Source organism: Streptomyces sp. SolWspMP-5a-2, from assembly GCF_900091845.1.
Lineage (GTDB): Bacteria > Actinomycetota > Actinomycetes > Streptomycetales > Streptomycetaceae > Streptomyces > Streptomyces doudnae.
The window spans coordinates 46,966-72,646 of sequence record NZ_FMCI01000348.1 but is presented as its reverse complement, the minus strand read 5'-3'; the positions used below and the strand labels follow the sequence as shown (position 1 = coordinate 72,646).

Annotated in this window: 24 protein-coding genes; 11 read left to right on the top strand and 13 right to left on the bottom strand. The window is 74.1% G+C overall.

All coding sequences use genetic code 11. From position 1 onward, the window contains the following. Positions 1-214 precede the first annotated feature (214 nt). From GA0115242_RS34545 to GA0115242_RS34485, 13 genes are all read right to left on the bottom strand, one after another. A complete protein-coding gene (locus GA0115242_RS34545) occupies positions 215-1,243 on the bottom strand; it encodes a GntG family PLP-dependent aldolase (protein ID WP_093835598.1) in 1,029 nt (342 codons plus the stop codon). A gap of 27 nt (positions 1,244-1,270) precedes the next feature. Continuing rightward, entirely contained in the window at positions 1,271-2,512 is a 1,242-nt protein-coding gene (locus GA0115242_RS34540) for an MFS transporter (protein ID WP_093835597.1), read from the bottom strand. Continuing rightward, on the bottom strand, positions 2,509-3,837 hold the full coding sequence (locus tag GA0115242_RS34535; RefSeq protein ID WP_093835596.1) for an oxamate carbamoyltransferase subunit AllG family protein: 1,329 nt from the start codon (positions 3,835-3,837) through the stop codon (positions 2,509-2,511). Before GA0115242_RS34535 ends, GA0115242_RS34540 begins: the two co-directional genes overlap by 4 nt. Beyond that, positions 3,834-5,192, bottom strand: a complete 1,359-nt coding sequence (locus GA0115242_RS34530) for an ATP-grasp domain-containing protein (RefSeq protein WP_093835595.1) — start codon at positions 5,190-5,192, stop codon at positions 3,834-3,836. Before GA0115242_RS34530 ends, GA0115242_RS34535 begins: the two co-directional genes overlap by 4 nt. A gap of 59 nt (positions 5,193-5,251) precedes the next feature. Beyond that, on the bottom strand, positions 5,252-6,247 hold the full coding sequence (locus tag GA0115242_RS34525) for an aspartyl/asparaginyl beta-hydroxylase domain-containing protein (protein ID WP_093835594.1): 996 nt from the start codon (positions 6,245-6,247) through the stop codon (positions 5,252-5,254). A gap of 44 nt (positions 6,248-6,291) precedes the next feature. Next, a complete protein-coding gene (gene asnB / locus GA0115242_RS34520) occupies positions 6,292-8,094 on the bottom strand; it encodes an asparagine synthase (glutamine-hydrolyzing) (protein WP_202556263.1) in 1,803 nt (600 codons plus the stop codon). 2 nt (positions 8,095-8,096) lie between these two features. Next, positions 8,097-9,362, bottom strand: a complete 1,266-nt coding sequence (locus GA0115242_RS34515; RefSeq protein ID WP_093835593.1) for a hypothetical protein — start codon at positions 9,360-9,362, stop codon at positions 8,097-8,099. Positions 9,363-9,417: 55 nt separating this feature from the next. Next, positions 9,418-10,425 (bottom strand): 2,3-diaminopropionate biosynthesis protein SbnB, encoded by a 1,008-nt coding sequence (sbnB, locus tag GA0115242_RS34510; RefSeq protein ID WP_093835592.1) that lies wholly within the window; start codon positions 10,423-10,425, stop codon positions 9,418-9,420. Positions 10,426-10,481: 56 nt separating this feature from the next. Continuing rightward, positions 10,482-11,462, bottom strand: a complete 981-nt coding sequence (gene sbnA, locus GA0115242_RS34505; protein WP_093835591.1) for a 2,3-diaminopropionate biosynthesis protein SbnA — start codon at positions 11,460-11,462, stop codon at positions 10,482-10,484. Then, the gene (locus tag GA0115242_RS34500; RefSeq protein ID WP_093835590.1) at positions 11,459-12,868 is read right to left on the bottom strand and encodes a M20/M25/M40 family metallo-hydrolase; all 1,410 of its coding nucleotides are present in this window, start codon (positions 12,866-12,868) and stop codon (positions 11,459-11,461) included. The genes sbnA and GA0115242_RS34500 overlap by 4 nt, the downstream gene beginning before the upstream one ends. A gap of 29 nt (positions 12,869-12,897) precedes the next feature. Then, positions 12,898-13,833, bottom strand: a complete 936-nt coding sequence (locus GA0115242_RS34495) for a hydroxyacid dehydrogenase (RefSeq protein WP_161353428.1) — start codon at positions 13,831-13,833, stop codon at positions 12,898-12,900. Between the two features lie 212 nt (positions 13,834-14,045). Next, entirely contained in the window at positions 14,046-14,975 is a 930-nt protein-coding gene (locus tag GA0115242_RS34490) for an NAD-dependent epimerase/dehydratase family protein (RefSeq protein ID WP_161353425.1), read from the bottom strand. Next, positions 14,972-15,973: a ScbA/BarX family gamma-butyrolactone biosynthesis protein gene (locus GA0115242_RS34485; RefSeq protein ID WP_161353423.1), complete on the bottom strand. Its 1,002-nt coding sequence runs from the start codon at positions 15,971-15,973 to the stop codon at positions 14,972-14,974. The genes GA0115242_RS34490 and GA0115242_RS34485 overlap by 4 nt, the downstream gene beginning before the upstream one ends. A gap of 162 nt (positions 15,974-16,135) precedes the next feature. Here GA0115242_RS34485 and GA0115242_RS34480 point away from each other — a divergent pair, with 162 nt between their 5' ends. The 11 genes from GA0115242_RS34480 (at position 16,136) to GA0115242_RS34430 (ending at position 25,653) form a co-directional block, all read left to right on the top strand. Then, positions 16,136-16,771, top strand: coding sequence for a ScbR family autoregulator-binding transcription factor (locus GA0115242_RS34480; RefSeq protein ID WP_093835586.1), 636 nt, complete (start codon positions 16,136-16,138; stop codon positions 16,769-16,771). Between the two features lie 130 nt (positions 16,772-16,901). After that, positions 16,902-17,189 (top strand): helix-turn-helix domain-containing protein, encoded by a 288-nt coding sequence (locus tag GA0115242_RS34475; RefSeq protein WP_093835585.1) that lies wholly within the window; start codon positions 16,902-16,904, stop codon positions 17,187-17,189. A 398-nt stretch (positions 17,190-17,587) separates the two neighbouring features. Continuing rightward, positions 17,588-18,049 carry a fluoride efflux transporter CrcB gene (gene crcB / locus GA0115242_RS34470; RefSeq protein WP_093835584.1) on the top strand — a complete coding sequence of 154 codons (462 nt, stop codon included), beginning with the start codon at positions 17,588-17,590 and terminating at the stop codon, positions 18,047-18,049. Further along, on the top strand, positions 18,046-18,426 hold the full coding sequence (locus tag GA0115242_RS34465) for a DUF190 domain-containing protein (protein WP_093835583.1): 381 nt from the start codon (positions 18,046-18,048) through the stop codon (positions 18,424-18,426). Before crcB (GA0115242_RS34470) ends, GA0115242_RS34465 begins: the two co-directional genes overlap by 4 nt. After that, complete coding sequence (crcB, locus tag GA0115242_RS34460) at positions 18,423-18,797, top strand: fluoride efflux transporter CrcB (RefSeq protein ID WP_093835582.1); 375 nt, start codon at positions 18,423-18,425, stop codon at positions 18,795-18,797. The genes GA0115242_RS34465 and crcB (GA0115242_RS34460) overlap by 4 nt, the downstream gene beginning before the upstream one ends. A 68-nt stretch (positions 18,798-18,865) precedes the next feature. Further along, a complete protein-coding gene (locus tag GA0115242_RS34455; protein WP_093835581.1) occupies positions 18,866-19,702 on the top strand; it encodes an undecaprenyl-diphosphate phosphatase in 837 nt (278 codons plus the stop codon). Positions 19,703-19,898: 196 nt separating this feature from the next. Beyond that, the gene (locus tag GA0115242_RS34450) at positions 19,899-20,576 is read left to right on the top strand and encodes a FadR/GntR family transcriptional regulator (RefSeq protein WP_093835580.1); all 678 of its coding nucleotides are present in this window, start codon (positions 19,899-19,901) and stop codon (positions 20,574-20,576) included. Continuing rightward, positions 20,573-22,015: an amino acid permease gene (locus tag GA0115242_RS34445; RefSeq protein ID WP_093835579.1), complete on the top strand. Its 1,443-nt coding sequence runs from the start codon at positions 20,573-20,575 to the stop codon at positions 22,013-22,015. Before GA0115242_RS34450 ends, GA0115242_RS34445 begins: the two co-directional genes overlap by 4 nt. Before the next feature lie 28 nt (positions 22,016-22,043). After that, positions 22,044-23,069 carry an asparaginase gene (locus tag GA0115242_RS34440; protein WP_093835578.1) on the top strand — a complete coding sequence of 342 codons (1,026 nt, stop codon included), beginning with the start codon at positions 22,044-22,046 and terminating at the stop codon, positions 23,067-23,069. 202 nt (positions 23,070-23,271) lie between these two features. Next, positions 23,272-24,684 carry an aspartate ammonia-lyase gene (aspA, locus tag GA0115242_RS34435; protein WP_093835577.1) on the top strand — a complete coding sequence of 471 codons (1,413 nt, stop codon included), beginning with the start codon at positions 23,272-23,274 and terminating at the stop codon, positions 24,682-24,684. Positions 24,685-24,720: 36 nt separating this feature from the next. Continuing rightward, positions 24,721-25,653 carry a glutaminase gene (locus GA0115242_RS34430; RefSeq protein WP_093835576.1) on the top strand — a complete coding sequence of 311 codons (933 nt, stop codon included), beginning with the start codon at positions 24,721-24,723 and terminating at the stop codon, positions 25,651-25,653. Positions 25,654-25,681: the final 28 nt, after the last annotated feature.

Here is a 25,681-nt window from a genome sequence, read left to right as displayed (position 1 = left end):
GCCCGACGGGGGCGCGGGCACGGCGGCGGGCCGGGGCGGCGCCGCCCGACCGGCCCCACGGGCACGGTCGCGCGACGAGCGGGACATGGACATGGGCGCTCCCGGAACAGAGGCGACGGGTGGTGGCGGTCGGGACGGCGGTGCGGTGACGGTGACGATGGGGGGCGGGAGGGATGGCGGTGGTGGTGGCGGTGGGGGTGACCCCACCCCCCCCTCACCCCGGCGTCGGAAAGGCGTCCACCGCGCGGAGGATGTCCCGGCGGGTCACGTCGTGGTGGGTGATCATGCGGACCGCGTCGTCCGTCGGCACCGTGCGGACGCCGCGTCCGGCGAGGAGCGCGACGGTCCCCGCGGGGTCGTCGACCGGCAGCAGCACGATGTTGGTCTGCGGCACGTCCGTCTTCCAGCCGCGTTCGGCGAGCCCGGCCGCCAGCAGCCGCGCGTTCTCGTGGTCCTCGGCCAGCCGGTCCACGCGTCCCAGGGCGACCAGCCCGGCCGCTCCCAGGACGCCGCCCTGCCGGATGCCGCCGCCGAGCATCTTGCGGACCCGGCGGGCCTCCCGGACGAACGCGGCGCCGCCCGCCAGCACCGAACCCACCGGGGCACCGAGCCCCTTGCTCAGACAGACCTGGACCGAGTCGGCGCCCTCGGCCAGCTCCGCCACCGGCACCCCGAGGGCGACCGCCGCGTTCCACAGCCGGGCGCCGTCGAGATGGACCAGCAGCCCCGCCGTGTGCGCGGCGGCCACCAGGCGCCGGTGCTCGGCGGGCGGGGTGACCGTGCCGCCCGCCGCGTTGTGCGTGTTCTCCAGGCAGAGCAGCCGGTCGCGCAGCGCGAAGTACGGGCCGCCGCGGCCGACCGCCCGGGTGACGTCGTCCGGCCTGGGCCGACCCGGGCCCGCCGACCAGGGCAGCGTCCGGGGCATGCCCCCGGCCAGCCACGCGGCCGTACCGACCTCCTGGTCCAGGACGTGCGCCCGGTCGGGGGCGAGGAACCGGTCGCCCCGCTCCAGCCGCACGCACAGGGCGATCAGGTTGCCCATCGAGCCGCTGGGCACCCACAGGGCGTCCTCGGCCGACAGCAGCCGCGCGACCTCCTCTTCCAGGGCGCGCAGGGTGGGGTCGCCGTCGAGGACGTCGTCGCCGACCTCCGCGTCGGCCATGGCCCGGCGCATCCGCGCGTCGGGACGGGTGACGGTGTCGGACCGCAGGTCGACGGGCGGTCCGGCCAGGGGTGGGGTCATCGCGGTCTCCGGGAGGTCGGGGCGGCGCTACTCGGGCCGTCGGACGCGGTAGCCGGTCATCAGCAGGGCGGCCAGCAGGCTGAACCCGGCGCCCAGGAACATCACGGAGGACGGCCCCGACGCGTCCACGAACCAGCCGCCTACCAGGGCGCCCAGCGCGATCGACACGTTGAAGGCGCAGATGTACAGCGAGGTCGCCGCCTCGGCGGCCTTCGGCGCGCTGGCGAACACCAGGGTCTGGAGGCAGACCGGCAGCGCCGTGTACGCGATGCCCCACACCAGCAGCAGGAAGACCGTGCCGGGGTGCCAGGAGCCGTTGGCCACCAACAGGACGACGGCCGTGGCGAGCAGCAGGACGCAGGTGAGGGTGGTGGCGCGCAGCGCGCGGGCCGCCGCCGCGCCGCCCGCGAAGTTCCCGACGACACCGGCGACGCCGTAGAGCAGCAGCAGGCCGCTGACCCAGTGGGAGGGGATGCCCGCGTCCCGTTCGAGGAACGGCGCCACGTACGTGTAGGCGGCGAAGTGGCCGGTCACCATGGCGGCGGTGACGAGGGTGGCGATGCGCAGGTTGCGGTCGCGCAGCAGCCGGGGCAGTTCGGCGAGGCGCACCACCGCGCGCGGTGCCATGGGCGGCAGCAGGAAGGCCGCGGTGCCCAGGATCAGCACGCCGATCGCGGCGATCGACCAGAACGCGGTGCGCCAGTTCGAGAGGCCGCCGACGAAGGTGCCGAAGGGCACGCCGACCACCGACGCGATGGAGATGCCGCTGAAGACGACGGCGGTGGCCCGCACGGACTGGGCGGGCGGCACCAGCCGGACGGCGATGCTCGCGGCGATCGACCACATCACGCCGTGGGCGAAGCCGGTCAGCAGCCGGGACACCATCAGGACGCCGTACGAGGACGACAGCGCGGTGAACGCGTTGCCCGCGACGAAGACCGCGAGCACCAGCAGGAGCAGCAGCCGCCGGTCGACGCGCCGGGTCGCCGCGGTCAGCACCGGGGCGAAGACGCCCGCGATGGCGCCGTACAGGGTGACCGACAGGCCCACGGTGCCCTCGGACACGCGCAGGTCGCCGCTCATGGCGGGGAGCAGGCCGATCGGGACCATCTCGGTGGTGGTGAAGGCGAAGACGCCGGTGCCCACGGCGGCGACGGCGAACCACCTGCGCACCGGTCCGAGGAGCGCGGGGGAGGGGGCGGACGGGTCGGCTCCGGTCGCGGCGGGTTCCGCTCCGGTCTCCTGGCGGGAGGGGGACGAGGGGGTCACAGAGGATCTCCGGGTCGTGCGGGGGCGAGGGGCGGTTCGGCGGACAGCAGGTCGGCCGCCTGCCGGAAGGGTTCGAGCGGGGGCCGGAAGAGGACGGCGCCGGCGTGACCGCCGTCGCGGAGCGTCGCGCCGAGGTGGATGTCGGGGACGACGCCGGTCTCCGCGACCCGGCGCACGTCGATGCCGCACGGCACGCCGCGGTAGGCGAGGGCGGGGATGCGGTAGTCGGGGTGCTCCCGCAGCGTGATGCGGTACATGCGCTCGGTGGCGCGGATCATCCCGTCGGGCGACCCGGCGGAGTGGTCCTGGAGCGGCATGGCCGCCGCTGCCGCCATCCCGCCGAGGCCGACGGTCTCGGTGATCAGGCTCTCGCCGCCGACGTACGCGAGGTCGTCGGTGCTCCAGTCGTCGTGGAGGCGGCCGCGCAGGGTGGTGACGGGCGGCAGCGGCGCGGTCAGCCAGCGGTCGCCGAGGCCGGAGACCCGCAGCCCGAACTCCCGCTCGTTCAGGTTCATCGCGGTGACGAGGCTGCTGCCGGGGACCCCGGCGGCGCCGTCCGCCGCGGCCTTCGCGGCCGCCATCACGACGTGCAGGAACAGGTACTCGGCGGAGCGCAGATAGGCCGCGAGCGCCCGGTACCTGCGGGTGACGCCCTGCCGGGACAGGTCGAGGACGGCGTCCAGCACCTCGGCCCGCAGCAGCGTCCCCGCCGCCTTGTGACGGCTGTGCAGGTCGTCGCCCATGGCCAGGGCCCGGCGCACGATCGGCCCGACCGGCAGGCCGCCCATCCGGCCCAGCACCTCGGCGAGGGCCGGTGAGACGATCTCGGCGACGTGCCGCAGCCGGGCCTCGACGCCGTCGTCCCACACCCCGAAGGTGAGCGAGGCCCGGTCGGCGCCCTCGTTCATCCGGCAGAACGCGCGCCGTCCGGTCGCCTCGTCGCGGACCACGAGCACCGGCATCGAGGCGCTGCACACCCCGGTGAGGGAGCCGACGGTGGCGTGGTCGTGGGACGGGCGCACGGTGACGAAGCCGTCGGCGAGCAGGGCCTCGGCCTCGGCCTCGTCGCCCGCCAGGCCCTCGTAGAGCGCGGCGCCGATGATCGCGCGCCGCTGGCCGCCCGCGTAGCGCCGCCACGCCAGGGGCGGGCCCGAGACGAGGACGGTGCGGTCGGTCATGCCGGGGACGACCTCGACGGCGGGGGCGACGGTCTCCAGGACCGGCCTGGACCCGGTCAGCCGGGCCACCGCCCGCTCGTTGGCCGCGTCGCACGCCGCGTCACGGGCGCTTCCGGGGGCGGCGGCGGTGCCGGGGAGGCCGGTCATCGCACGGCCTCCCCGGTCCGTCCGGCGGGCGTGAGCGGCACGGCGCTGATGGTCACCGCGCGGGCCGCGTCGCGGGCGACGGCGTCCAGGTCGGCGCCGAGCGGCCCGTCCAGGACGACGGAGACCGACCGGCCCCGCGAGTCGGCCTGGTCGCCGAGCAGGTCGCCCCGGCTGCGGCTGACCAGCACCGCGTGGCCCCGGGACGGCGCGTCCGCGGCGGCGGGCGGCAGGTCGGGCCAGCGGCCCCGCTCCCCGACCCAGTGCACGGGGACGTCGTCGGCGCGCACGTCGGTCAGCAGGCCGCGCGGATGGTCGAGGTAGACCTGCCGGGCCCGGCGGCGCGGCGGCGCGGTGACGGGGTCGGTGCCGAGCGCGAGGTCCAGCAGGGCGGCGTCCTGGTCCATGCCGGTGGCCAGCCGCCACAGCCGGGTGATCGCGTCGCCCGGCGGACGGGCGGCGGCCTCCATGAGCACCACCCGGTCGCCGCCGGTCAGCCGGAACTCGGTGTGGCTCATGCCGGTGCCGAACCGTACGGCGCCCAGGAACGCGCTGTTGGCGTCGAGCAGCAGCGCCTCCTGCGCGGGCGTGAGGTGCGGCGCGGGCGAGGTGTGGCCGGTCTCGGTGAAGAACGCGGTGTCCGCCTCGTTGGTGTCCTTGGCGGTGATCCCGGCCCAGAGCACGACGCCGTCGCGGACCAGGCTCTCCACCGAGTACTCGCGGCCGGTGATCCGCTCCTCGAGCAGCACCAGTTCGCCGGGCCCGTACTCCGGCAGCAGCGGGACGACGTCGGCGGGGCCCGCGACCGCCCGCACCCCCGAACTCGACATCCGCGAGGCCGGTTTGAGGACGGCGGGGTAGGCGCCGAACCGCTCGGCGTCCCCGGCCCGGTCCGCGCCGAGGACGGTCCAGCGCGGCGCGAGAGCGGGCGCGGCGAGCCGCTGGAGCAGCTTGTTGCGGCAGACCTGCGCCGCGTGCGTGCCGGGTCCCGGCAGGCCGAGGCTCTGCGCGAGGGCCCCCGCCGCCTCCACGAAAACCTCCCCGACGTTGAGCACCGCGCGCACCCGCCGCTCGCGCAGCCAGGGGGCGACCCCGCGCAGCAGGGTCTCCAGGGAGGTGTCGGGCACGTGCACGACGTCGCCGTCGGGCACGCGGGAGAGCGGGTGGTCGGGGTCGGCGCGGTGGCGGGCGAGGTCGCGCCCGGCGGTCTCCGGGCCGAAGACGAACAGCGGTGTCACGCCCCGCAGTCGGGCCGCGTCCAGCAGCCGCAGGTGTTTGGCGAACACGATCAGGTCGGTGACGACGACGACGGCGGGGTCCGCCGCGGGCGGCGGGCCGCTGGCGCGGAAGGTGGTCATGGTGTCCCTCGGTCGGGGTGCGGGGGCGCGGTGGGTGCCGCGCCCCCGCACGGCGCGGGTCAGGCGGTCAGGCGCTCGGCGGTCACGGTCAGTTCGTCGACCCGGCTGCCCGAGCGGGTGCGCAGCACCACCCGGGGCGCGGGCCCGTCCGGGAAGATCTGGAGGGTGCGCTCCTCGCTCCAGCCCGCGAACCGGTACTCGTCGTCGCCGAGGTGCACCAGCGCGAAGACCCGGTCGTCGGCGAGCCGGAGCACCGCGTGGCCGTCCCGTTCGCCGAGCGTCGCCGACCCGAGGGGCGCCCCGGCGAAGAGCGGGGTGTCGTCCTCCCAGAGGTGGAAGGCCCGCGGGAGGGGGAAGCGGGTGGCGAGCCTGCGGATCTCGTCCCGGGTCTGCGGGTTCTCCTGCCGGTTGTAGAGGACCTCGCCGTCCCGGAAGTAGGGCTGCCAGCTGTCCGGGAAGAGGGCCGCGAGCCCCGGGGTGACCAGCACGTCGATCACCAGGTGCACGCGCGGCTCGGTGCCGGTGTTCTGCACCCGGTGGGTGCGGCTGAAGTCGCCGAACCAGAACTCGCCCGGCTGCCAGTGGTGTTCGACGCCGTCGAGGACGAGCACGGCGCCCGGGTTGGTGACGACCGGCACGTGCAGCCGCCCGACGCCCCAGCGCGGCCCGTACTTGGGGTCGGTGTGGTCGATGCCGACGGTGTCGGGCCCGAGGGCCATGAACCGGACGGCGTGCAGCGGCGCGGGGACGAACTCCAGCAGCTCGCGGGCGTAGGGGACGCGGTCGAGCCACTCGGTGTCGGCGAAGTCGCGCGGGCCGGGGCCGCCGGGGTCGGTGCGGTCGGCCTCGCCGCCGGGGCTGCGCAGCGCCAGGCACCGCCAGTCGACAGCGGTGGCGGCGCCGACGCCGTCCTCGCTGTAGACGCGCTGCTGGTCCCAGGTGTGCTCGCGCAGGGAGGTCAGTTCGCGCAGCAGGCGGTCCGCGTCGAAGGCGGGCTTGAGCCGGACGCCCTCGGCGGGCATGGGCACGGTGTCGAGCAGGGGAGCGGATGACATGGAGGACTCCTCGGCGGGTGTCGGGTACGGAGAGGGGGTGCCGTTCAGGCGAGGGAGGCGGCGGCCGGCGCGGTCTCGGGGGCGCCCGTCCGGAGCTGGTGCCAGCGCTCCAGCATGAAGAGGGTCCACAGCGCGTAGCTGTGCTCCGGGCGGAACTCCCGCACCACGGCGCGCAGTCGGTCGGGGTGGAAGTAGCCGCGTTCCAGTGCGGCCTCGGAGAGCAGGGCGTCGCTGATCACCGGGCGCAGCTCGGCACCGAGCCAGCTCTCCAGCGGCACCGCGAGCTCCTGTTTGCGGCGGTCCAGGACGCGCCGCGGCAGATAGCGGGCGGCCACCCGCTTGAGCGGGGCCTTCTCCTGGTCGCCGACGAGCTTGCGGGCGGCCGGCACCCGGCTGACGTAGTCGATCAGCCGGTGGTCGAGGAACGGGCTGCGCGGCTCCACCGAGTGGGCCATCGACATCCGGTCGATCTTCACCAACTGGGCGTCGGGGAGCCAGAACCCGCTGTCGACGTGCATGGCCCGGTCCAGGTCGGGGGCGGCGGGGTCGGTGCGCGCGAAGCGGTCCCGCAGGTAGTTGTGCGGGTGGCCGGGCAGACGCGCGGCGAAGGCGTCCGTGTAGAGGTGGTTCTTGAGCGGTCCCGGCACCCCGTCCACCAGGACCCGCTCGTAGCGGTCGGCGAGGTCGCCGCCGTCCCCGAGGTCGCGCAGCCGCCGGTAGCGGCCGTAGCCGCAGAAGATCTCGTCCGAGCCGTCGCCGGTCAGCACCACCGTGACGTGCTGTGCGGCCAGCCGGTACATGCAGGACGCGGCGATCGCGGACGGGAAGGCGTAGGGCTCTCCCATGTGGGTGAGGACGGTGTCGACGGCGGCCAGGGCGTCCGCCGGGCCGATCCGGTACACGTGGTGGCGGGTGCCGCAGTGCTCGGCCATGGCGAGGGCGTGCGCCGACTCGTCGAAGGCGGCGTGCTCGAACCCGACGGAGAACGTGTGCAGGGGGCGGCCCAGTTGGCGGGTGGCGACGGCCGTCACCAGGCTGGAGTCGAGGCCGCCGCTGAGCATCGCGCCGAGCGGGACCTCCGACTCCAGGCGGTCGTGCACCGCCTGCTGGAGCAGCGCGTCGACGGTGTCGTCCAGCTCGGCCTCCGGCACGTCCGTCAGCTCGCCGCTGAAGGCGAACTCCCAGTACCTGCGGCGCCGTTCGGTCCCGTCCGGCCCGAACACCGCGACGGTCGCGGGCTCCAGCCTGCGCACCTGCCGGTAGACGGTGCGCGGTGCGGGCACCACCCGGTAGCTCAGGTACTGGTCGACGGCGACGGGGTCGGTCTCCCGGCCGATGCCGGGATGCAGCAGCAGCGCGGGCAGTTCGGAGGCGAACGCCACCCCGCCGCCCGCGGGCCGCGCGTGGAACAGGGGCTTCTTGCCGACCCGGTCGGTCGCCAGGACCAGCCGGTCGCGGCGGATGTCGTACAGGGCGACGGCGAACATGCCGTGCAGCCGCTCGACGAAGTCCTCGCCGAGTTCCTGGTAGAGGTGCGGGAGCACCTGGGCGTCGCTGCCGCCGCGCACCGGGCGGCCCCGGGCGGCGAGGAACTCCCGCAGCCCGTGGTGGTTGTAGATCTCGCCGTTGAGGACGGCGACCACGGTGCCGTCGTCGCTGTGCACGGGCTGCGAACCGTCGTGCAGGCCGAGGACCTTCAGCCGGCACATCGCGAGGGCCGTGGAGCCGGTGGCGAACGAGCCGGTCTCGTCGGGGCCGCGGTGCGCCATGACGGCGCAGGCGGCGTTCGGGTAGGACGGGTGGACGGCGCTGCCTCCCAGGGCGGCCGTCCCGGCTATGCCGCACACGGTCAGTCCTCCTTGAGGTCGAGTCGGCGCTTGGCGTGCCCGGAGCGCAGCCCGTCCGGCCGGACGGCGCACACCCGGACCGGTCCGACCAGGCCGGACGCGATCATCTGGGCGACGTCGGGAGCCTGCCGGTCGAGTCCGGCCCGGACGGCGGCGAGCTGTGCCCCGGTGACGGTGTCCGCGACCACCCGCACCACGAGGCCGTCGTCGTCGGACGCCTCGAAGGGACGGCCGGGGAAGACCTCGGCCATGATCTGCGTCAGGTCGTGGTTGCTGATCCGCTCGCCGTGCTTGAAGTCGCCCGCGAGACGGCCGTCGACGCGTTCGAAGGCGAACACCTCGCGGCCGTCGTGGCGGATGCGGCGCAGCCCGGTGACGGCGTCGCCGGTCACGTAGCGGACGGCCGGGAAGTAGCCGCGGGTGAAGGAGGTGAGCAGCAGCGCCCCGCTGCCCTCCTGCCGGGACGGCACCCGGTCGGGCTCGGTCGCGGCGGCCAGCTCCGCGGGGTCGGCCACCTCGGGGACGATGTGGTCGTGCACGTGGTAGAGGCCGGTCTCGGCGCAGGAGTACGCGATGGCGCCGATCTCGATGGAGCCGAACACGTCCAGGACGTCCCCGGGTCCGAGCCCGAACCGCTCGGCGACGTGGGCCCGCCAGGCGGGTGGCGCGACATCGCCCACCACCATCACCTTCCGCGGCCGGATGTCCAGCGCGGGGTCGGCCTGGAAGAGGCGGTCGAGGATCATCGGCATGGTGAAGAACACGTCGGGGCGCACGGAGTTGAGCTTCTCGACGTGCTCCGCGACCGGCCGGGTGAAGTCGATGTCGTGGGCCCGGAAGCCGAGTTCGTCGAAGACTCGGCGGGCCGAGGCCGCCGCGTGCCCGGTGCCGAGGTCGGCGACGGCGACCGCGCCCGGGGGCATCGAGGCGGTGAAGTCGGCGAACAGGGAACGGCGTTGGGCCACGTACGCGTCGTCGTCGGCGGGGGAGTAGAGGATGCGCTTGCGCTGCCCGCCGGAGGTGCCCGAGGTGTGGTAGGCGGAGGCGTCCGGCAGGTGCGGGTGGTCCGCGGTGTAGTAGTGGGCGCCGAGCAGCGCGGTGCCGATCGGGGGCAGGTCGCCGAGGTCTCCGGAGCCGAGCGCGCCGCGGCGCAGCAGCAGTTCGCGGTACCAGGGGAAGCGCTGGGCGTGGCCGGCCGCGAGCGCGGCCAGTTCGGCCTCGCGGGCGGCGCCGCCTGCCCGCGGTGCGGTGGCGGTGGGGTACGGCATGGCGGGTGCCTTTCTCGTCGGGCGGGGCGGAGGGCGGGTCGGCGCCGCCGGGTCGTCAGCTCCAGCGGGTGGTCTCGCCGAAGAAGCCGGGCACGGCCGTCGCCAGGCCCTTCTCCACGGCCTGCCGGTAGAGGCGTTCGCCCACCGCGAGGTCCAGCACGCCGAGCCCGAACGGGGAGAAGATCCGCGGCCGGTCGGTGGCCGGAGCGATCCCGCCGCGGATCAGCCGGGCGAGCGTGCCGTCGACGAAGTCCCGGTGTCCGAGGAGCTGTTCGGCCAGGTGCGGGGAGGTGTCGGCGGTCAGGCAGTGGTCGACGTCGTCGAGGATGTTCTGCGCCCCGGCGATCAGTTTGGGGCCGAGGTCGCGCAGCGAGACGTTGAGGACGGTCTGTCCCGCGGTGAAGGTGTCGGGCGCGGTGATCCACGGCCGGGGCGCGGTGGTGGCGAGGACGACGAGGTCGGCGTCGGCGCGGGCCCGCTCGAAGGAGTCCTCGCGGGCGGCCCGGTAGCCGAGTTCGCCGAGGCGCCGGACGAGCGCGTCGGCGTAGGAGGGCTCGCGGTCGTGGACGACGAACCGGTCGACGGACCAGTTCTGGGCGGCGAGGAACTCGGCGATGTTGCGCGCGATGACCCCGGCGCCGACCAGGCAGACCCGTGCGGCGACGCGTCCGCCGGTGAGTTCCTGGGCGCCGAGTACCGCGGACGCGGCGGTGCGGGCGGCGCTGATCTGGGAGGCCTCCAGGCAGGCGAACGGGTAGCCCGTCTCCGGGTCGTTGAGGAGCAGGGTGGCGGAGGCGCGCGGGATGTTGCGCTCGATGTTGCGCGGGTAGCTGGCGATCCACTTGATGCCGCTGACGCGGTGGTCGCCGCCGAGGTGGGCCGGGAGCGCGATGATGCGCGCCTCGGGGCGGTCGGGGAAGCGCAGGAAGTAGCTGTTGGGGTTGACCGAGTCGCCCGCCTCGTGGGTGAGGTAGGCGGCGCGGACCGTCTCGACGATGTCGGGGCGGGAGACGTCGATGAGGGTGCGCAGGGCGGTGCCGCCCACCACGTGGAAGTCGAACATGCGGTGCCTCTCTTCTCGTGCGGGGGTCGCGTCGGTGCGGTGCGGGGCGCGGGCGTTCACACGGCGACGGGGCGCGCGGCCGTCCCGTCGAGGACGCCCGCGCCGAAGGTGTCGGCGACCCAGAGGTCGTCGTAGATCGTCTTGACGTAGCGGTCGCCCATGTCGGGGGAGAGCGCCACCACGCGGGAGCCGGGCGGTATCCGGTCGGCGAGTGACCCGAGGGCCGCGAGCACGGACCCGGTGGATCCCCCGGCGGGCAGCCCGTGGTCGCGGGCGAGGCGGCGGCACATCCGGACCGCGTCGGACTCGTCGACCAGCACGACCTCGTCGACCCGGTCGGGGCGGCAGAGTTCGGGACGGCGGCTGGTGCCGAGGCCGGGGATGTACCGGGGTCCTGGCGGGCCGCCGAAGGTGACCGAGCCCGCGGTGTCGACCGCGACGATCCGGGTCCACGGCGAGAACGCCCGGAAGTGCCGGGTGCAGCCCATGAGGGTGCCGGTGGTGCCCGCGCCGACCAGCAGCACGTCGACCTGGCCGATGTTCTTGAGGATCGAGGTGGCCGTCCGCTGCGCGTGGGCCTGCGCGTTGGCCGGGTTGGCGTACTGGTTGAGCCACACCAGGCCCGGGTCGGCGGCGGTCATCTCCCGGATGCGGGCGATCCGGGTGCCCAGGTAGCCGCCGTTGCGGTCGCGCCGGGTCACCTGGACGACGTCCCCGCCCAGGGCCCGGATGAGGGCGAGGCTCTGCGGGGAGACGTTCGGGTCGGTGACACAGGTGAAGCGGTAGCCGCGGGCGGCGGCGATGACGGACAGGGCGATGCCGAGGCTCCCGGAGGACGACTCGACGATCCGGCCGCCGGGCCAGAGCCTGCCTTTGCGTTCCGCGTCCTCGACCATGCCGAGCGCGGACTTGAGCTTCACCGAACCGGCCGGGTTCATCCCCTCCAGCTTCAGGAACAGGCGGCTGTCGGGGAGGATCCGGTCGAGTTCGAGGAAGACCTCGTCGGTGACGATGTCGCAGGCGCGCTGATAGATCATCGGTCCTCCCGCGGATCGGTCGGGTCGGGGCGCGGGCCCGTGCGGGCGGCGGCCAGGCGGCGCAGGAAGAGGGCCTCGGCGTGGGCCAGCGAGGCGATCTCCCGGGGGCTGACGCTCTCGTCGGTGCTGTGGATGTTCGACGGCGGGTCCTCGACCCCGCACAGCAGGATCTCGGCGTCCGGGTAGAGGGAGCGGAAGGCGGAGCAGACGGCTATCGAGCCGCCCGCGCCCACCTCGCGGGCCGGTGTCCCGAACGACTCCGCGAGGGCGTCGCGCATCAGGGTGTGCGCGGGTCCGGCGGGGTCCGCGCGGAAGGCCGGACCGCTGGTGACGCGCTCGATGTCCAGCCGGGCGCCCCAGGGGACCCGGGCGCGCAGGTGGTCCGCGAGCGCCCCGTGCACCCGCGCCACCTCGGCGCCGGGCGGAACACGCACGCTGACCAGGGCCTTCGCCGACGGCAGGAGGGCGGGCACGGCGTCGTCGAGGGGCGGTGACTGCACCGCGAGCACGGTCACGGCGGGCCGGTCCCAGAGCCGTTCGGCGACCGGGCCCGTGCCCAGGAGCCGCACGCCGTCCAGGACCCCGGCGTCGGCCCGGAAGTCGGCCTCGGCGTACCCGGCGCGCTCGGGCCCGGCCGGGGCCGCGGTGCCGAGGCCGTCCACGCGGGGCGTGCCGTCGTCGTCGTGGAGGGTGGCGAGCAGCCGGACGAGGGCGGTCAGCGCGTCCGGGGCGGGGCCGCCGAACTGGCCGGAGTGGAGGCTCCTGGCGAGCGTGGAGACGGTGATCTCGACGACGGCCATCCCGCGCAGGGACGTGGTGAGGGTGGGGACGCCCGGGGCGATGTTGCCGGTGTCCGCGACGACGACCACGTCCGGCGCGAGCAGCCCGGGGCGGGCCCGCAGCAGCTTCTCCAGCGCGGCGTCCCCCGGTTCCTCGCAGGCGTCCGCGAGGACGACGAGGTCCAGCTCGGGGAAGGGCTCGCCGGGCAGTCCGTCGCGCAGGGCGCGCAGCGCGGTGAGGTGGGCGACGAGGTTCCCCTTGCAGTCCGCGCTGCCGCGTCCGTACCAGCGCCCGTCGCGCTCGGTCAGTTCGAACGGCGGGCTGCGCCAGGCCGTCTCGTCCTGGGCGGAGACGACGTCGTAGTGCGCGTAGAGCACCACCTGGGGCGCGCCGGGCGGTCCCGGCCTGCGGGCGAGGACGGTCTCGGCGCCGTCGTCGGCGGGCAGCAGCAGGATCTCCGGGAGCCCCGCGGCCGCGAGCCGGTCGGCGATCAGGCGGGCGGCGCGGCGGAACTGGTCGGGGGGCGAGGTCCCGGCGACGGTGCGCAGCCCGACCAGCGCGGCGAGGTCGTCGCGGGCGTCGGCGGGCAGCGGTCGCACGGGGGTGGCGGTGGGGCGTGCAGGCATGGTGGTCTCCGGCGTGCGGGTGCGGGAGCTCAGACGGTGGTGGGCGCGGGCGCCGACAGGGGCGCCAGTTCGGCGAGGACCCGGCGGACGGCTTCGTGTCCGGCGCGCGACTGGGCCTCGGCGGTGGAGGCGCCCAGGTGCGGTACGGCGACCACGTTCTCCAGCGCGAGCAGCGGCGAGGCGCCCGGCGGTTCGGTGGCGAAGACGTCGAGCGCGGCACCGGCCAGGGCGCCCGTGGTCAGGGCCCGGTGCAGGGCGTCCTCGTCGACGATGCCGCCGCGCGCGGTGTTGACCAGGTGCGCGGTCGGCTTCATGATCGCCAGTTCGCGGGCGCCGATCAGACCGGCGGTGGCGGGGGTGCGCGGCAGATGGAGCGTCACCACGTCGCTGACGGCGAGCAGGTCGTCGAGGCCGGTGGCGTGGACGTCGTCGCCGAGGGTGTCCGCGTACGGGTCGTGGACGAGGACGCGCATGTCGAAGGCGGCCAGCCGCCGGGCGACCTGGCGGCCGACGCGGCCGAAGCCGACGATGCCGAGGACCCGCCCGGAGAGTTCGGACCCGGCGAAGTCCGCGCGGCGCCACTCGCCCGCGCCCACGGACCGGGCCGCCCGCGTGAGCCGGCGGACCGAGGCGACGACGAGGCCCACGGTGAGTTCGGCGACGCTGACGGAGTTGGCGTCGGGGGTGTTGACCACGGTGACGCCGAGGGCGCGCGCGGTGGCGGTGTCCACGTTGTCCAGGCCGACACCCGCGCGGGCCACCACCCGCAGCCGGGTGGCGTGTTCGAGCACCTCGGCGTCGACCCGGGTGCCGCTGCGGACGATCAGCGCGTCCGCCGCGGGCAGCGCGGCCAGCAGGGCTTCGCGGTCACGGCCGTCGACCCGACGGACGTCGCACACGGCCTCCAGGGCGGCGACGGCGTCGCCGGGCAGTGCGTCACTCACGATCACGATCGGCGTGGGCACGGATCTCTCCTCGAAGAGGGGTCGGAGCCAGTAAAAAGCCAAACATTCGGTTTGTTCTGCGGGGAAGCGTAACGGTCGGTTTGTTTCAGGGGAAGGGGATCGCCCGGCTCGTTCCTGTGGTCCGTGTCACGGTCTGTGTCACGTTCCGGGGCGGGACGTCCCGGACCGGGGGCGGTCGCCGGGCGGCGGCCGTCCCCGGGCGGGGCGCAGGGTCAGAAGAGGTGCGCGCGGTACCAGTCGGCGTGCGCGGCGAGCCCCGCCGCGAGACCGGTCGCCGGGGCGTGCGGGGTCAGCGCGCGCAACCGGGAGCCGTCGAACCAGTGGTCGACGCCGAACAGGTCCAGCAGATGGGGGTCGCACCCGGCGGCGAGCAGTTCCTCCCTGGCCCGCGCGAACGGCTGGTCGCCCCGCACCAGGGGGAGGCCGAGCTGCCGGTGCGCCGCAGCGACCAGCTCGCGCAGGCTGACCGGGTGCGGCGGACAGGCGTGCAGGACCCCGGCCGCCCGCCGCGGCGGCGTGGACACGGCGAGCCCGGTGAGCGCCGCGGCGAGACCGCCGACCTCGGTCAGCGAGAGCATCGCCGACCCCCGTTCGGGCAGCCCCGAGGGCAGGGCGCGCACCATCCGCAGCAGCGCGGGCAGCACCCAGCGGTCACCGGTGCCGTAGACGAGCCAGGGCCGCAGCACGGCACCGCCCGCCGCCAGCACCGGCCGCTCGGCCGCCAGCCTGCTGCGGCTGGCGGGGGAGACCGGCCGAGGCTCCTCCGCGCCCTCGGCCGTCTCCCGGAACGGTCCGTCGCCGTACACCGCGGCCGTGCCGAGCTGCACGAACCCGCTCACACCCGCCCGGCGGGCCTCCTCGACCAGGTTCCGCGTCCCCCCGACGTTCACGGCCTCGCACCGCTCCTCGTCCCGGCCGACGTAGGAGGCGAGGTGCAGGACCCGGTCGACGCCGTCGCAGAGGCCGCGCACGGTCGCCGGGTCGGTGAGGTCGCCCTCCACCACCTCGGTCCCGGGGCCGTGCCCGGTGGGACGCCGGTGGGTGAGCACCCGCACCCGTACGTCCGCCGCCCGCAGCAGCGGCAGGACCGCGCCGCCGGTGAACCCGGAGCCGCCGGTGACCAGCACGCGCGGGCGGTTCACCCGGCGCCCCCGGCGGTCCGCGCGCGCTGGACGGTGAGCACGCAGGTGTAGGCGGCGCTGCCGTCCTGCTCCGCCGTCACCCGTACCTGGCGGCCGCCGTCGCCCGTGGTGGTGAGCCGGGCCCTGACCAGAACCGGGGAGTCCAGTTCCACGTACCGGAGGAATCGATTCTGCATAGAGTCGACCAGGACCGGTTCGGGCCCCGCGAGCCGCTGCGCCGCCTGGCGGGCGGCCTCCAGGAGCAGCATGCCGGGCACGTGGTCGGTGGGGTGGTCGAAGAGAGTGGGGTGGGACCAGTTGATCCGCAGTGGCCAGGCGCCCCGGCCCGGCTCGGCCCGGCCGTCGGCCGGCGGGCCGAGCACCACGTCGGACCCGACGGCGCGGCCGACCTCGCGCGGGGGCAGCGGCGCGGGCTGCTCGGGCAGCCGCTCGGGCACCTGCGCGTGGACGCCGCGCAGCCGCCGGTACACCGAGGGGCGCAGGCAGTTGAGGGTCATCCGGGCGCGGCCGAGCCGGGCGGCGCCCCGGGTGAGCGCGACGTCCATCGTCATGCCGGTCAGCCGGGCGCCCTGGAGCGTCACACCGGCGCAGTCGATGTGCAGCACGGTGTCGGCGGGCCGGTCGCCGAGGCGCAGCGCGTCCGGGCTGACCTCGATGTCCAGCTCCGTCATCAGGGTCGGGTGGTCGCAGGGCAGGTCGTAGAAGACGTGGCCGACCAGAGAGGAGGACTGGCGCACGCTCTCGGCGGCCAGCAGCGGGTCGTGCCAGAGTTCACCGACCGGGCCGTAGAAGGCGTGCCCGCGCGGCCACTGTGCGCCCACTTGGAATCGGTGCGGCCCGAGGCGTATCCAGTCGGTGAGGAGCACCTCGCCGACGGCCCGCCGGTGCACGAGTCCGCGCGGTGCCGTCCGGTCGAAGGAGAGCGGTCGTAACCGTTCGTCCGCGGGAGGAGGGGTTGAAGGGGCGGGGGTGGATGGAAGGCTGACGTCGACTGACATGTCACACGGCTCCTGTCTGCACTCTTTCCCGAAAGGTGCGACACCAGGGATGGCCCGGGTGCGGTCGTCCGCCGGTACAGTACCTAACGTACGGTTTGTTTTGGGTCGTCTCGTCAGGTTGCTCATGAACCTGCCACGCCCAGGAAACGAGGATTTCACGCAATGGCACGACAGGAACGGGCGATCGAGACACGGCGGAGGCTTCTGGTCGGGGCGGCCGAGGTCTTCGACGAGCGGGGCTACGCCGCCGCCAGCATCAACGAGATCCAGGAGCGCAGCGGAGTCACCAAGGGCGCCATGTACTTCCACTTCGCGTCCAAGGAGGACATCGCGCGCGGGGTGATGGCCGCGCAGACCGAGATCCCGGTCGGGACCCGCACTCACTCCGCCTCACCCCTCCAGCAGGTCATCGACCTCACCCACGAACTGGCCCACCACCTTCGCACCAACGTCCTCTTCCGCGCCAGCATCCGGCTCACCGTGGAACGGGGCACCTTCCAGGCCAACGACGCCGATCTGTACGACTGGTGGCTGCGTGCCTTCGGCCGGGACTTGGCGCGCGCCCAGGGGGCGGGGGAACTGCGCGAGGACATGGCGCCCGAGGAGGTGGCGGCGACCGTGGTGGGCTCCTTCACCGGCATCCAGATGCTCTCCCACGTGCTCTCCGAACGCCGTGACCTCCATGAGCGACTGACCGGCTGGTGGCGGCAGTTGCTGCCCGGCATCGCCACCCCGGAGGCCGCGGAGCGGGCCCTGCCCGCCGGGTCCCCCGGGCTGAACCTGCCCGCCCGCGTCTGACCGCGCCCCGCACACTCCGGGCGCGGGCCGCCCGGTCCCGGCCAACGCGCGCGGAGTGCCGGACACGGCGGCACCGGGTGCGGGACAGTGGCGGCAGGCGGTGCGTGGTGGTCCGGCCGGAGGGGGCGCGATGTTCAGAACTCCCGTCAGCGAGCTGCGGCTCCGTGTCCTGGAGTGGCTGCGCGACCCCGTCGCGCACTTCCCGCCCCAGCCGGACGGCGACCTCGCCGAGGACGGCGTCACCGCCGACGCCGTCGCCGCCCGGCTCGGTGTGGACCGCGCGGTCGCCGACACCCACCTCGGCCTGCTCGTCGCCCTCGGGCTGCTGCGCGCGCGCACCGTCCGCGGCCGCACCCGCTACCGGCGCGACGACGTACGGGCGGCCGAGGTCGCCCGCATGTTCGAGAAGGGCTGGTAGCGACCCCGTCCGCCGCACGGGCCCCACCTGCCGAACCGGCCGCACCTGCCGGACGGACCCCGCCCGTCGAGCGCGTCCCCCTCGGTGAAACGGTCCCACCGCCGAACGGGCCCCACCCGCCAAGCCGGTCCCACCGCCGCACGGGCCTCGCCCGCCGAACCCGCTCCGCCCCCCCAGACCCCCGAGCCGCCGCCCCCCGCTCGTGCGTGAGCCGTTCCGGTCGAGGTGACCGCGGACCGGCGCCGGCGTTAACCTGGTGCCCGGCCGCGACCCTTCTCGCGGCGCGGCGGTGGGGCCCGCCGTACCCGAACCGCGGCACCGGTGCCGCCAACGGTCCCTACTTGCGACACAGTGGCGCCCGCATGTCCGGGCCCTCGGCGAGTAGGAGAAGCACGCCCATGACATCCCCGCAGGCCCAGAGCCTCCCCACCGCGTCCCGGCCGGCCCGCAGAGCGGCCTGGCGCGACCAGGTCCCCATCGTCGCCGTGATCGCCCTCGGCGGCGCCCTCGGCGCCTGCGCCCGCTACGCCATCGCCCTGCGCTGGCCCGCCGGGTCCGGCGGGTTCCCCTGGGGCACCTTCGCGACCAACGTCGGCGGCTGCGCCGTCATCGGCGTCTTCATGGTCCTCATCACCGACGTCTGGGTGGCCCACCGGCTGGTCCGCCCCTTCTTCGGCACCGGCGTCCTGGGCGGGTTCACCACCTTCTCCACCTACGCCGTCGACATCCAGCGCCTGATCGACGGCGGGCACGCCCGCGTCGGCCTGGCCTACCTCGCCGCGACCCTGCTCGCGGCGCTCACCGCGGTGTGGCTCGGGGCGACCCTGGCCCGCCGCGCCCTGAAGTGGAGGCAGTCATGACGAGGCTGACCGGCACCGCGCTGCGCCTGACCGTGTTCATCGGCGAGAACGACACCTGGCACCGCAAGCCCCTCTACTCCGAGATCGTGCACCGCGCCCACGCGGCCGGGCTCGCCGGGGCCAGCGTCTTCCGGGGCGTCGAGGGCTTCGGCGCGACCTCGCGCATCCACACCTCCCGGCTGCTCTCGCTGAGCGAGGACCTGCCGGTCGCGATCGTCGTCGTCGACACCGAGGAGCGCGTCCGCGCCTTCCTGCCGCAGCTCGACGAACTGGTCCGGGACGGACTGGTCGTGCTGGACGCCTGCGAGGTCGTCCGCTACGTCGGCCGCGGCGATGAAACCGGCGAAACGGACACGAAGGGTAAGAACTCGTTGTGAACTGGTTGCTGGTGATCGCCGGTGCCGTGGTCGGGGCCCCGCTGCGCTATCTGACCGACCGCGCGGTGCAGTCGCGGCACGACTCGGTCTTCCCCTGGGGCACCTTCGTGGTCAACGCCTGCGGCTGCCTGATCCTCGGCGTGCTGACCGGCGCCGCGGGCTCGGGAGCCGCGGATCCGCACCTCCAGCTGCTCATCGGGACCGGTCTGTGCGGCGCGCTGACGACCTACTCGACCTTCTCCCACGAGACCCTGAGACTCACCGAGACGGGCGCCGGGCTCTACGCCGCGGCCAACGTCGCCGGGAGCGTGGCGGTGGGTCTCGGCGCGGCTTTTGCGGGGGTGTCGCTCGCCCGCGCGGTGTGGGGGTAAGCGGGCGTTCTCGCTCTGGCGTAGTAACACTGTCTACAGCACTGTCGACCACGTCAGAACTGGATCCCATGAGCGTCATCAACGTCGGTCAGGCCGTCGTCCTCGGAGTCGTCGAGGGGGTGACCGAGTTCCTGCCCGTCTCCTCGACCGGCCATCTGAAGATCACCGAGGGGCTGATGGGCATCCCCGTCGACGACCACGCCGTCGTCGGGTTCTCGGCCGTCATCCAGGTCGGGGCCATCGCCGCCGTCCTCGTGTACTTCTTCAAGGACATCGTGCGGATCGTCTCCGCCTGGGGACGCGGTCTCGTCGACAAGGAGGAGCGCTACCACCACGACTACAAGTTCGCCTGGTGGGTGATCGCCGCGACGGTCCCGATCGTGGTCGTCGGCCTCGCCGTCAAGCCCCTCATCGACGGACCGCTCGCCTCCCTGTGGGTGGTCGCGGGCTCGCTGATCGTCGGCAGCGGCGTGATGTGGGTGGCCGACCAGATGGGCCGCCACAAGCGCGGCGAGGACGACACCGGCTTCAAGGACGCGATGCTGGTGGGCAGTTCGCAGATCCTCGCGCTGCTCTTCCCCGGCTTCTCCCGCTCGGGCGCCACCATGTCCACCGCCCTCCTGCTCGACCTGGACCGGGTCGCCGCCACCCGGCTCTCGTTCTTCCTCGGCATCCCGGCCCTCACCGGCGCCGGCATCTACGAGCTGAAGGACGCGCTGGGCACCGGGGTGGGCGCCGCGCCGCTCGCCGTGGGCACGATCGTCTCCTTCGTGGTCGCGTACGCCTCCATCGCCTGGCTGCTGCGGTACGTCGCCAAGCACAACTTCAACGCCTTCGTGATCTACCGGCTGATCGTCGGCGTGCTGCTCCTCGGTCTGCTCTCGATCGGCGCGATCGGCGGCTGACCTGCCAGAACACCGGCCGACGGCGGGACAGCCGGGCGGGTCGGGGGCGGGCGGCCCGGCCGTCGGCCCCGCCGCCCGGCCGTCCGGTCCGCGCTCCCGGGTCTCTTGACAGCGCGCGCCCGCCACCCGCAGGATCACTCCCGTGAACCTGTCAGACAGCCAGACAGCCAGTCAGGGCCCCCGGCGCGTCAGCGCCATGGAAGCGGTCCTCGGGCACCTGCGCGCCGCCATCGAGCGCGGCGCCTACGCGGTGGGGGACAAGCTCCCCTCGGAGGCCGAGCTGTGCCGGAGCCTCGAAGTCAGCCGACCCGTGCTGCGCGAGGCGCTGCGGGCCCTGCAGACCATGGGCCTGACCGTCTCCCGGACCGGCAAGGGCACCTTCGTGGTCGCCAACACCGTAGAGGACCCCACCTTCGGCGACTACGCCGCCAGCGACCTCCTGGAGGTGCGCAGGCACGTCGAGATCCCGGTGGCGGGCTACGCGGCCCTGCGCCGCACCTCCGAGGACCTCGACCACCTGGCCCATCTGCTGGAGCGCATGGAGCGGGAGACCGACACCACCTCCTGGGTCGCCCTCGACACCCTCTTCCACCTCGCGGTCGCCCAGGCCGCGCAGAACCCGGTCTTCCGCCGGGTCATCGAGGAGATCCGGGACGCGCTCGCCCGGCAGTCCGCGTTCCTCAACGAACTCGGCGGCCGCCGCGAGCAGTCCAACCGCGAGCACCGGGCGATCGTCGAGGCCCTGCTGGACGGTTCCGAGCCCGACGCCGTCGAGGCCATGACCCACCACCTCGACCGGGTCGAGACGACCCTCACCGACATCGTGCGCCCCGTGCGCGCGGAGAACAGCCCGGAAGGCGGAACCGACGCGTGAGCGAGCAGTCCATCCAGGAGGAGACGCGCAAACCCGCCGCCCACGTGGACGCGGGGGACGCCGGATACAGCAAGTCCCTCAAGTCCCGGCACGTCAACATGATCGCCATCGGCGGGGCCATCGGCACCGGCCTCTTCCTCGGCGCGGGCGGCAGGCTCGCCGACGCCGGTCCCTCCCTCTTCATCGCCTACGCGGTCTGCGGCCTCTTCGCCTTCCTGGTGGTGCGCGCCCTGGGCGAACTGGTCCTCTACCGGCCCTCGTCCGGCGCGTTCGTCTCCTACGCCCGCGAGTTCCTCGGCGAGAAGGGCGCCTACACCGCCGGGTGGATGTACTTCCTGAACTGGGCCACCACCGGCATCGCCGACATCACCGCCGTCGCCACCTACACCCACTACTGGGGCATGTTCTCCGACATCCCGCAGTGGGTGATCGCGCTCGCCGCCCTCACCGTGGTGCTGACCGTCAACCTCATCTCGGTGCGGTTCTTCGGCGAACTGGAGTTCTGGTTCGCCATCATCAAGGTCAGCGCCCTGGTGATCTTCATGTGTATCGGGATCTTCCTGCTGGCCACCCGGCACCCGGTCGACGGCAACCTGCCGGGACCGTCCCTGATCACCGACCACGGCGGCGTCTTCCCCAACGGCCTGCTGCCCATGCTGCTGATCATCCAGGGCGTCGTCTTCGCCTACGCCTCCGTCGAACTCGTCGGCGTCGCCGCGGGCGAGACCGAGAACCCCGAGAAGATCATGCCGAAGGCGATCAACTCGATCATGTGGCGGGTGGCCCTCTTCTACGTCGGCTCCGTCGTCCTGCTCTCGATGCTGCTGCCCTGGAGCACGTACACCGCGGGCCAGAGCCCCTTCGTCACCGTGCTCTCCCGCATCGGCGTCCCCGCCGCGGGCGGCGTGATGAACCTGGTCGTGCTCACCGCCGCCATGTCCTCCCTCAACTCCGGCCTCTACTCCACCGGCCGCATCCTGCGCTCCATGGCCGTCAGCGGCTCCGCGCCCCGCTTCACCGCGAGGATGAGCCGCAGCCAGGTCCCCTACGGCGGCATCCTGCTCACCAGCGGCGTCTGCGTCCTCGGCGTCGGCCTCAACTTCGTGGTCCCCGCCGACGCGTTCGAGATCGTGCTCAACTTCGCCGCCATCGGCATCCTCGCCACCTGGGGCATGATCATGATCTGCCACCTCTTCTTCTGGCGGAAGACCCGCGACGGCGAACTGACCCGCCCCGGCTACCGGTTGCCCGGCTCCCCCTGGACCGAACTGGTCACGCTCGCCTTCCTGCTCTCCGTCCTGGTCCTCATGTACGCCGACGGCGGCGCGGGCCGCACCACCGTGCTCTGCCTGCCGCTGATCGTCGCCGCCCTGGTCGCCGGATGGTTCGGCATCCGCCGCCGCGTCGCCCGCACGTCAACCACCGGAACCGGCGCGTGACCCGCGCACCGTTCCCCGAGAGGCAGTGATGTACAGCAGTTCCGTCGCGGACGCACCCCAGATCCGCGAACCCCTCCACGCCCCCGTCGCCCACCTCGTACGCGACGGGGTCGTCGAGGGCATCCACTACGGCTCCGTCGTCGTCCTGGACGCCGAAGGACAGGTCCGGCTCCAACTGGGCGACATCGAGGCCGCGTTCTATCCGCGCTCCGCCCTCAAACCGGTCCAGGCCGTCGCCATGGTCCGCGCCGGGCTCCCGCTCGACGGCGAACTCCTCTCCCTCGCCGCCGCCAGCCACTCCGGCGAGGAACGCCACCTCGCCGGCGCCCGCCGCATCCTCGGGCTCGCCGGACTCACCGAGGACCACCTGCGCAACGTCCCCGACCTGCCGTTCGGCGCCGAGGTCAGGGACGCCTGGATCCGGGACGGCCGTCCGCCCTCCCGGCTCGCCCAGAACTGCTCGGGCAAGCACGCGGCCATGCTCTACACCTGCGCGCTCAACGGCTGGTCCCTCGACGACTACCTCGACCCCGGCCACCCGCTCCAGCAGGCCATCGCCGAGATCGTCGAGGACCTCACCGGCCAGCGCGTCGCCCGGGTCACCGTCGACGGCTGCGGCGCGCCCCTGTTCTCCGTCTCCCTCCACGGGCTCGCCCGCGCCGCGGCCCGCGTCACCACCGCCGCGCCCGGCACCCCGGAGGCCCGCGTCGCCGACGCGATGCGCGCCCACCCGGAGATGGCGTCCGGGGCCGGACGGGACGTCGCCGCGCTGATGGGCGCCGTGCCGGGCCTGCTCGCCAAGGACGGCTTCGAGGGCGTCGAGGTCGCCGCGCTGCCGGACGGCCGGGCCGTCGCCGTCAAGATCTCCGACGGGGCGAACCGGGCGCGGATCCCGGTCACCGCCGCGGCGCTCGCGCGGGCCGGGGCCGACCCCGGGGCGCTCGCCGCCTTCGCGGGCGAGGAACTGCTCGGCGGGGGACGTCCGGTGGGGGCGGTACGGGTCGTGCGCGCGCTCGACCCGCTGCCCCAGGCGTCCAGCGCCCCCGGCCACTGAGCCACCACCCGCGCCCCGCCCGCGAGTCGGCCGGGGCACCGATCCACCGCCCGCGCCCCGTCCGCGAGGTGCGGCCGGTGCACCGATCCACCGCCGCGCCCTGCCCGCGAGACAGGCGGGGCGCGGGCGGGCGGTCCCGTCGAGCGAACCCGCCCGGCCACCCCGCACGCACCCGAACTCCCCGGAAGAGGACACGCACCCCATGACCGCCGCCGTCACCCGCCGTGAGCACGACCTGCTCGGGGACCGGGACGTCCCCGCCGACGCCTACTGGGGTGTCCACACCCTGCGGGCCACCGAGAACTTCCCCATCACCGGCACCCCCATCTCCACCTACCCGCACCTCATCGACGCCCTCGCCGCCGTCAAGGAGGCCGCCGCCCTCGCCAACGAGGAGCTGGGGCTGCTCGATCCGCGCAAGGCCGCCGCCATCGTCGCCGCCTGCCGCGAGATACGGGCCGGGAAGCTGCACGACCAGTTCGTCGTCGACGTCGTCCAGGGCGGCGCCGGCACCTCCACCAACATGAACGCCAACGAGGTCGTCGCCAACCGCGCGCTGGAACTCCTCGGCCACCGGAAGGGGCAGTACGAGCTGCTGCACCCCAACGAGGACGTCAACCTCGGCCAGTCCACCAACGACGTCTACCCGACCGCCGTCAAGATCTCCGCGGTCTTCGCCGTGCACGCGCTGCTCCGCGCGATGTCCGTCCTCCAGGACTCCTTCGCCCGCAAGGCCGCCGAGTTCCACGACGTGCTCAAGATGGGCCGCACCCAGTTGCAGGACGCCGTCCCCATGACGCTCGGGCAGGAGTTCTCCGCCTACGCCGTCATGATCGACGAGGACCGCAGCAGGCTCGGCGAGGCCGTCGAGCTGATCCACGAGATCAACCTCGGCGCCACCGCGATCGGCACCGGCCTCAACGCCCCCGCCGGATACGCCGAGGCGGCCCGCCGCCACCTCTCCGAGATCACCGGACTGCCCCTGGTCACCGCCGCCAACCTGGTCGAAGCCACCCAGGACTGCGGGGCGTTCGTCCAGATGTCCGGCGTCCTCAAGCGGATCGCCGTCAAGCTCTCCAAGAGCTGCAACGACCTGCGGCTCCTGTCGTCCGGGCCGCGCGCCGGACTCGGCGAGATCAACCTGCCGCCGGTGCAGGCCGGTTCGAGCATCATGCCCGGCAAGGTCAACCCGGTCATCCCCGAGGTCGTCAACCAGGTCGCCTTCGAGGTGATCGGCAACGACGTCACCATCACCATGGCCGCCGAGGCGGGCCAGCTCCAGCTCAACGCCTTCGAACCGATCATCCTGCACTCCCTGTCGGAGAGCCTCACCCATCTCCGCAGCGCCTGCCTCACCCTCGCCGAGCGCTGCGTCGACGGCATCACCGCCAACACCGAGGCCCTGCGCGCCGGCGTGGAGAACTCCATCGGCCTGGTCACCGCCCTCAACCCGTACATCGGGTACACCGCGGCCACCGAGATCGCCAAGGAGGCCCTCGCCACCGGCCGCGGAGTCGCCGAACTCGTCCTGGAGAAGGGCCTGCTGCCCGCCGACCGGCTCGGCGAGCTGCTGCGCCCCGAAGTGGTCGCGGGCACCGGCACCCCCACCGGCTGACCCGCGGACGCGCACCCGGACCGGCACGGAGGCACAATGGTGATCATGACGTCCCCGCCGACCTTCGAGCCGGTCCTGGCGCGCATCGCGGAAGAGGTCGCCCGCACCCCCGGCCGCGGGAGGCCCGCCGACTACATCCCGGCCCTCGCCGCCTGCGACCCGCGCAGCTTCGGCATGGCGGTCGCCGAACCCGACGGCAGGGTCTACGGTGTCGGCGACTGGCGGGAGCCCTTCTCCACTCAGTCCGTCACCAAGGTCTTCACCCTCGCCCTCGACCTGGCCCGCGAGGGCGACGCCCTGTGGGAACACGTCGGCCGGGAACCCTCGGGCAACCCCTTCAACTCCCTGGTGCAGCTCGAGTACGAGAACGGCATCCCGCGCAACCCGTTCATCAACGCGGGCGCCCTCGTCGTCACCGACCGCCTCCAGACCCGCACCGGGGACGCCTCCGGCGAACTGCTCGCCTTCCTGCGCGCCGAGAGCGGCAACCCCGGCCTCGACTTCGACCCGGAGGTGGCCGCCTCCGAGGCCGCGCACGGCGACCGCAACGCCGCCCTCGGCCACTTCATGGCCTCCTACGGCAACATCGACAACCCGGTGCCCGTCCTCCTCGACCAGTACTTCCGGCAGTGCTCGATCCGCGCCTCCTGCGCCGACCTCGCCCTCGCCACCGGGTTCCTGGCCCGCCACGGAGTGCGCGCCGACGGCACCCGGCTGCTCACCCGCAGCCAGGCCAAGCAGGTCAACGCGGTGATGCTGACCTGCGGCACCTACGACGCGGCGGGCGACTTCGCCTACCGGGTCGGACTGCCCGGCAAGAGCGGGGTGGGCGGCGGGATCATCGCCGTCGTGCCCGGCCGGTGCACGCTCTGCGTCTGGAGCCCGGGACTGGACGAACGCGGCAACTCGGTGTCCGGCGTGGCCGCCCTCGACCGGTTCACCACCCTCACCGGCCTGTCGGTGTTCTGACCTCGGGTCCGGCGGGAGGAACACGCGC

Excerpts from the sequence above, each read along its gene's own strand:
- GA0115242_RS34475 (WP_093835585.1), top strand. The coding sequence starts at position 16,902 with ATGTTCAGAACTCCCGTCAGCGAGCTGCGGCTCCGTGTCCTGGAGTGG.
- GA0115242_RS34515 (WP_093835593.1), bottom strand. The coding sequence starts at position 9,362 with ATGCCGTACCCCACCGCCACCGCACCGCGGGCAGGCGGCGCCGCCCGC.
- GA0115242_RS34440 (WP_093835578.1), top strand. The coding sequence starts at position 22,044 with ATGTACAGCAGTTCCGTCGCGGACGCACCCCAGATCCGCGAACCCCTC.
- GA0115242_RS34465 (WP_093835583.1), top strand. The coding sequence starts at position 18,046 with ATGACGAGGCTGACCGGCACCGCGCTGCGCCTGACCGTGTTCATCGGC.
- GA0115242_RS34450 (WP_093835580.1), top strand. The coding sequence starts at position 19,899 with ATGGAAGCGGTCCTCGGGCACCTGCGCGCCGCCATCGAGCGCGGCGCC.
- sbnB (WP_093835592.1), bottom strand. The coding sequence starts at position 10,425 with ATGTTCGACTTCCACGTGGTGGGCGGCACCGCCCTGCGCACCCTCATC.
- GA0115242_RS34545 (WP_093835598.1), bottom strand. The coding sequence starts at position 1,243 with ATGACCCCACCCCTGGCCGGACCGCCCGTCGACCTGCGGTCCGACACC.
- GA0115242_RS34530 (WP_093835595.1), bottom strand. The coding sequence starts at position 5,192 with ATGACCACCTTCCGCGCCAGCGGCCCGCCGCCCGCGGCGGACCCCGCC.
- GA0115242_RS34535 (WP_093835596.1), bottom strand. The coding sequence starts at position 3,837 with ATGACCGGCCTCCCCGGCACCGCCGCCGCCCCCGGAAGCGCCCGTGAC.
- GA0115242_RS34500 (WP_093835590.1), bottom strand. The coding sequence starts at position 12,868 with ATGCCTGCACGCCCCACCGCCACCCCCGTGCGACCGCTGCCCGCCGAC.
- GA0115242_RS34430 (WP_093835576.1), top strand. The coding sequence starts at position 24,721 with ATGGTGATCATGACGTCCCCGCCGACCTTCGAGCCGGTCCTGGCGCGC.
- aspA (WP_093835577.1), top strand. The coding sequence starts at position 23,272 with ATGACCGCCGCCGTCACCCGCCGTGAGCACGACCTGCTCGGGGACCGG.
- sbnA (WP_093835591.1), bottom strand. The coding sequence starts at position 11,462 with ATGATCTATCAGCGCGCCTGCGACATCGTCACCGACGAGGTCTTCCTC.
- GA0115242_RS34455 (WP_093835581.1), top strand. The coding sequence starts at position 18,866 with ATGAGCGTCATCAACGTCGGTCAGGCCGTCGTCCTCGGAGTCGTCGAG.
- GA0115242_RS34480 (WP_093835586.1), top strand. The coding sequence starts at position 16,136 with ATGGCACGACAGGAACGGGCGATCGAGACACGGCGGAGGCTTCTGGTC.
- GA0115242_RS34525 (WP_093835594.1), bottom strand. The coding sequence starts at position 6,247 with ATGTCATCCGCTCCCCTGCTCGACACCGTGCCCATGCCCGCCGAGGGC.
- GA0115242_RS34485 (WP_161353423.1), bottom strand. The coding sequence starts at position 15,973 with ATGTCAGTCGACGTCAGCCTTCCATCCACCCCCGCCCCTTCAACCCCT.
- crcB (WP_093835584.1), top strand. The coding sequence starts at position 17,588 with ATGACATCCCCGCAGGCCCAGAGCCTCCCCACCGCGTCCCGGCCGGCC.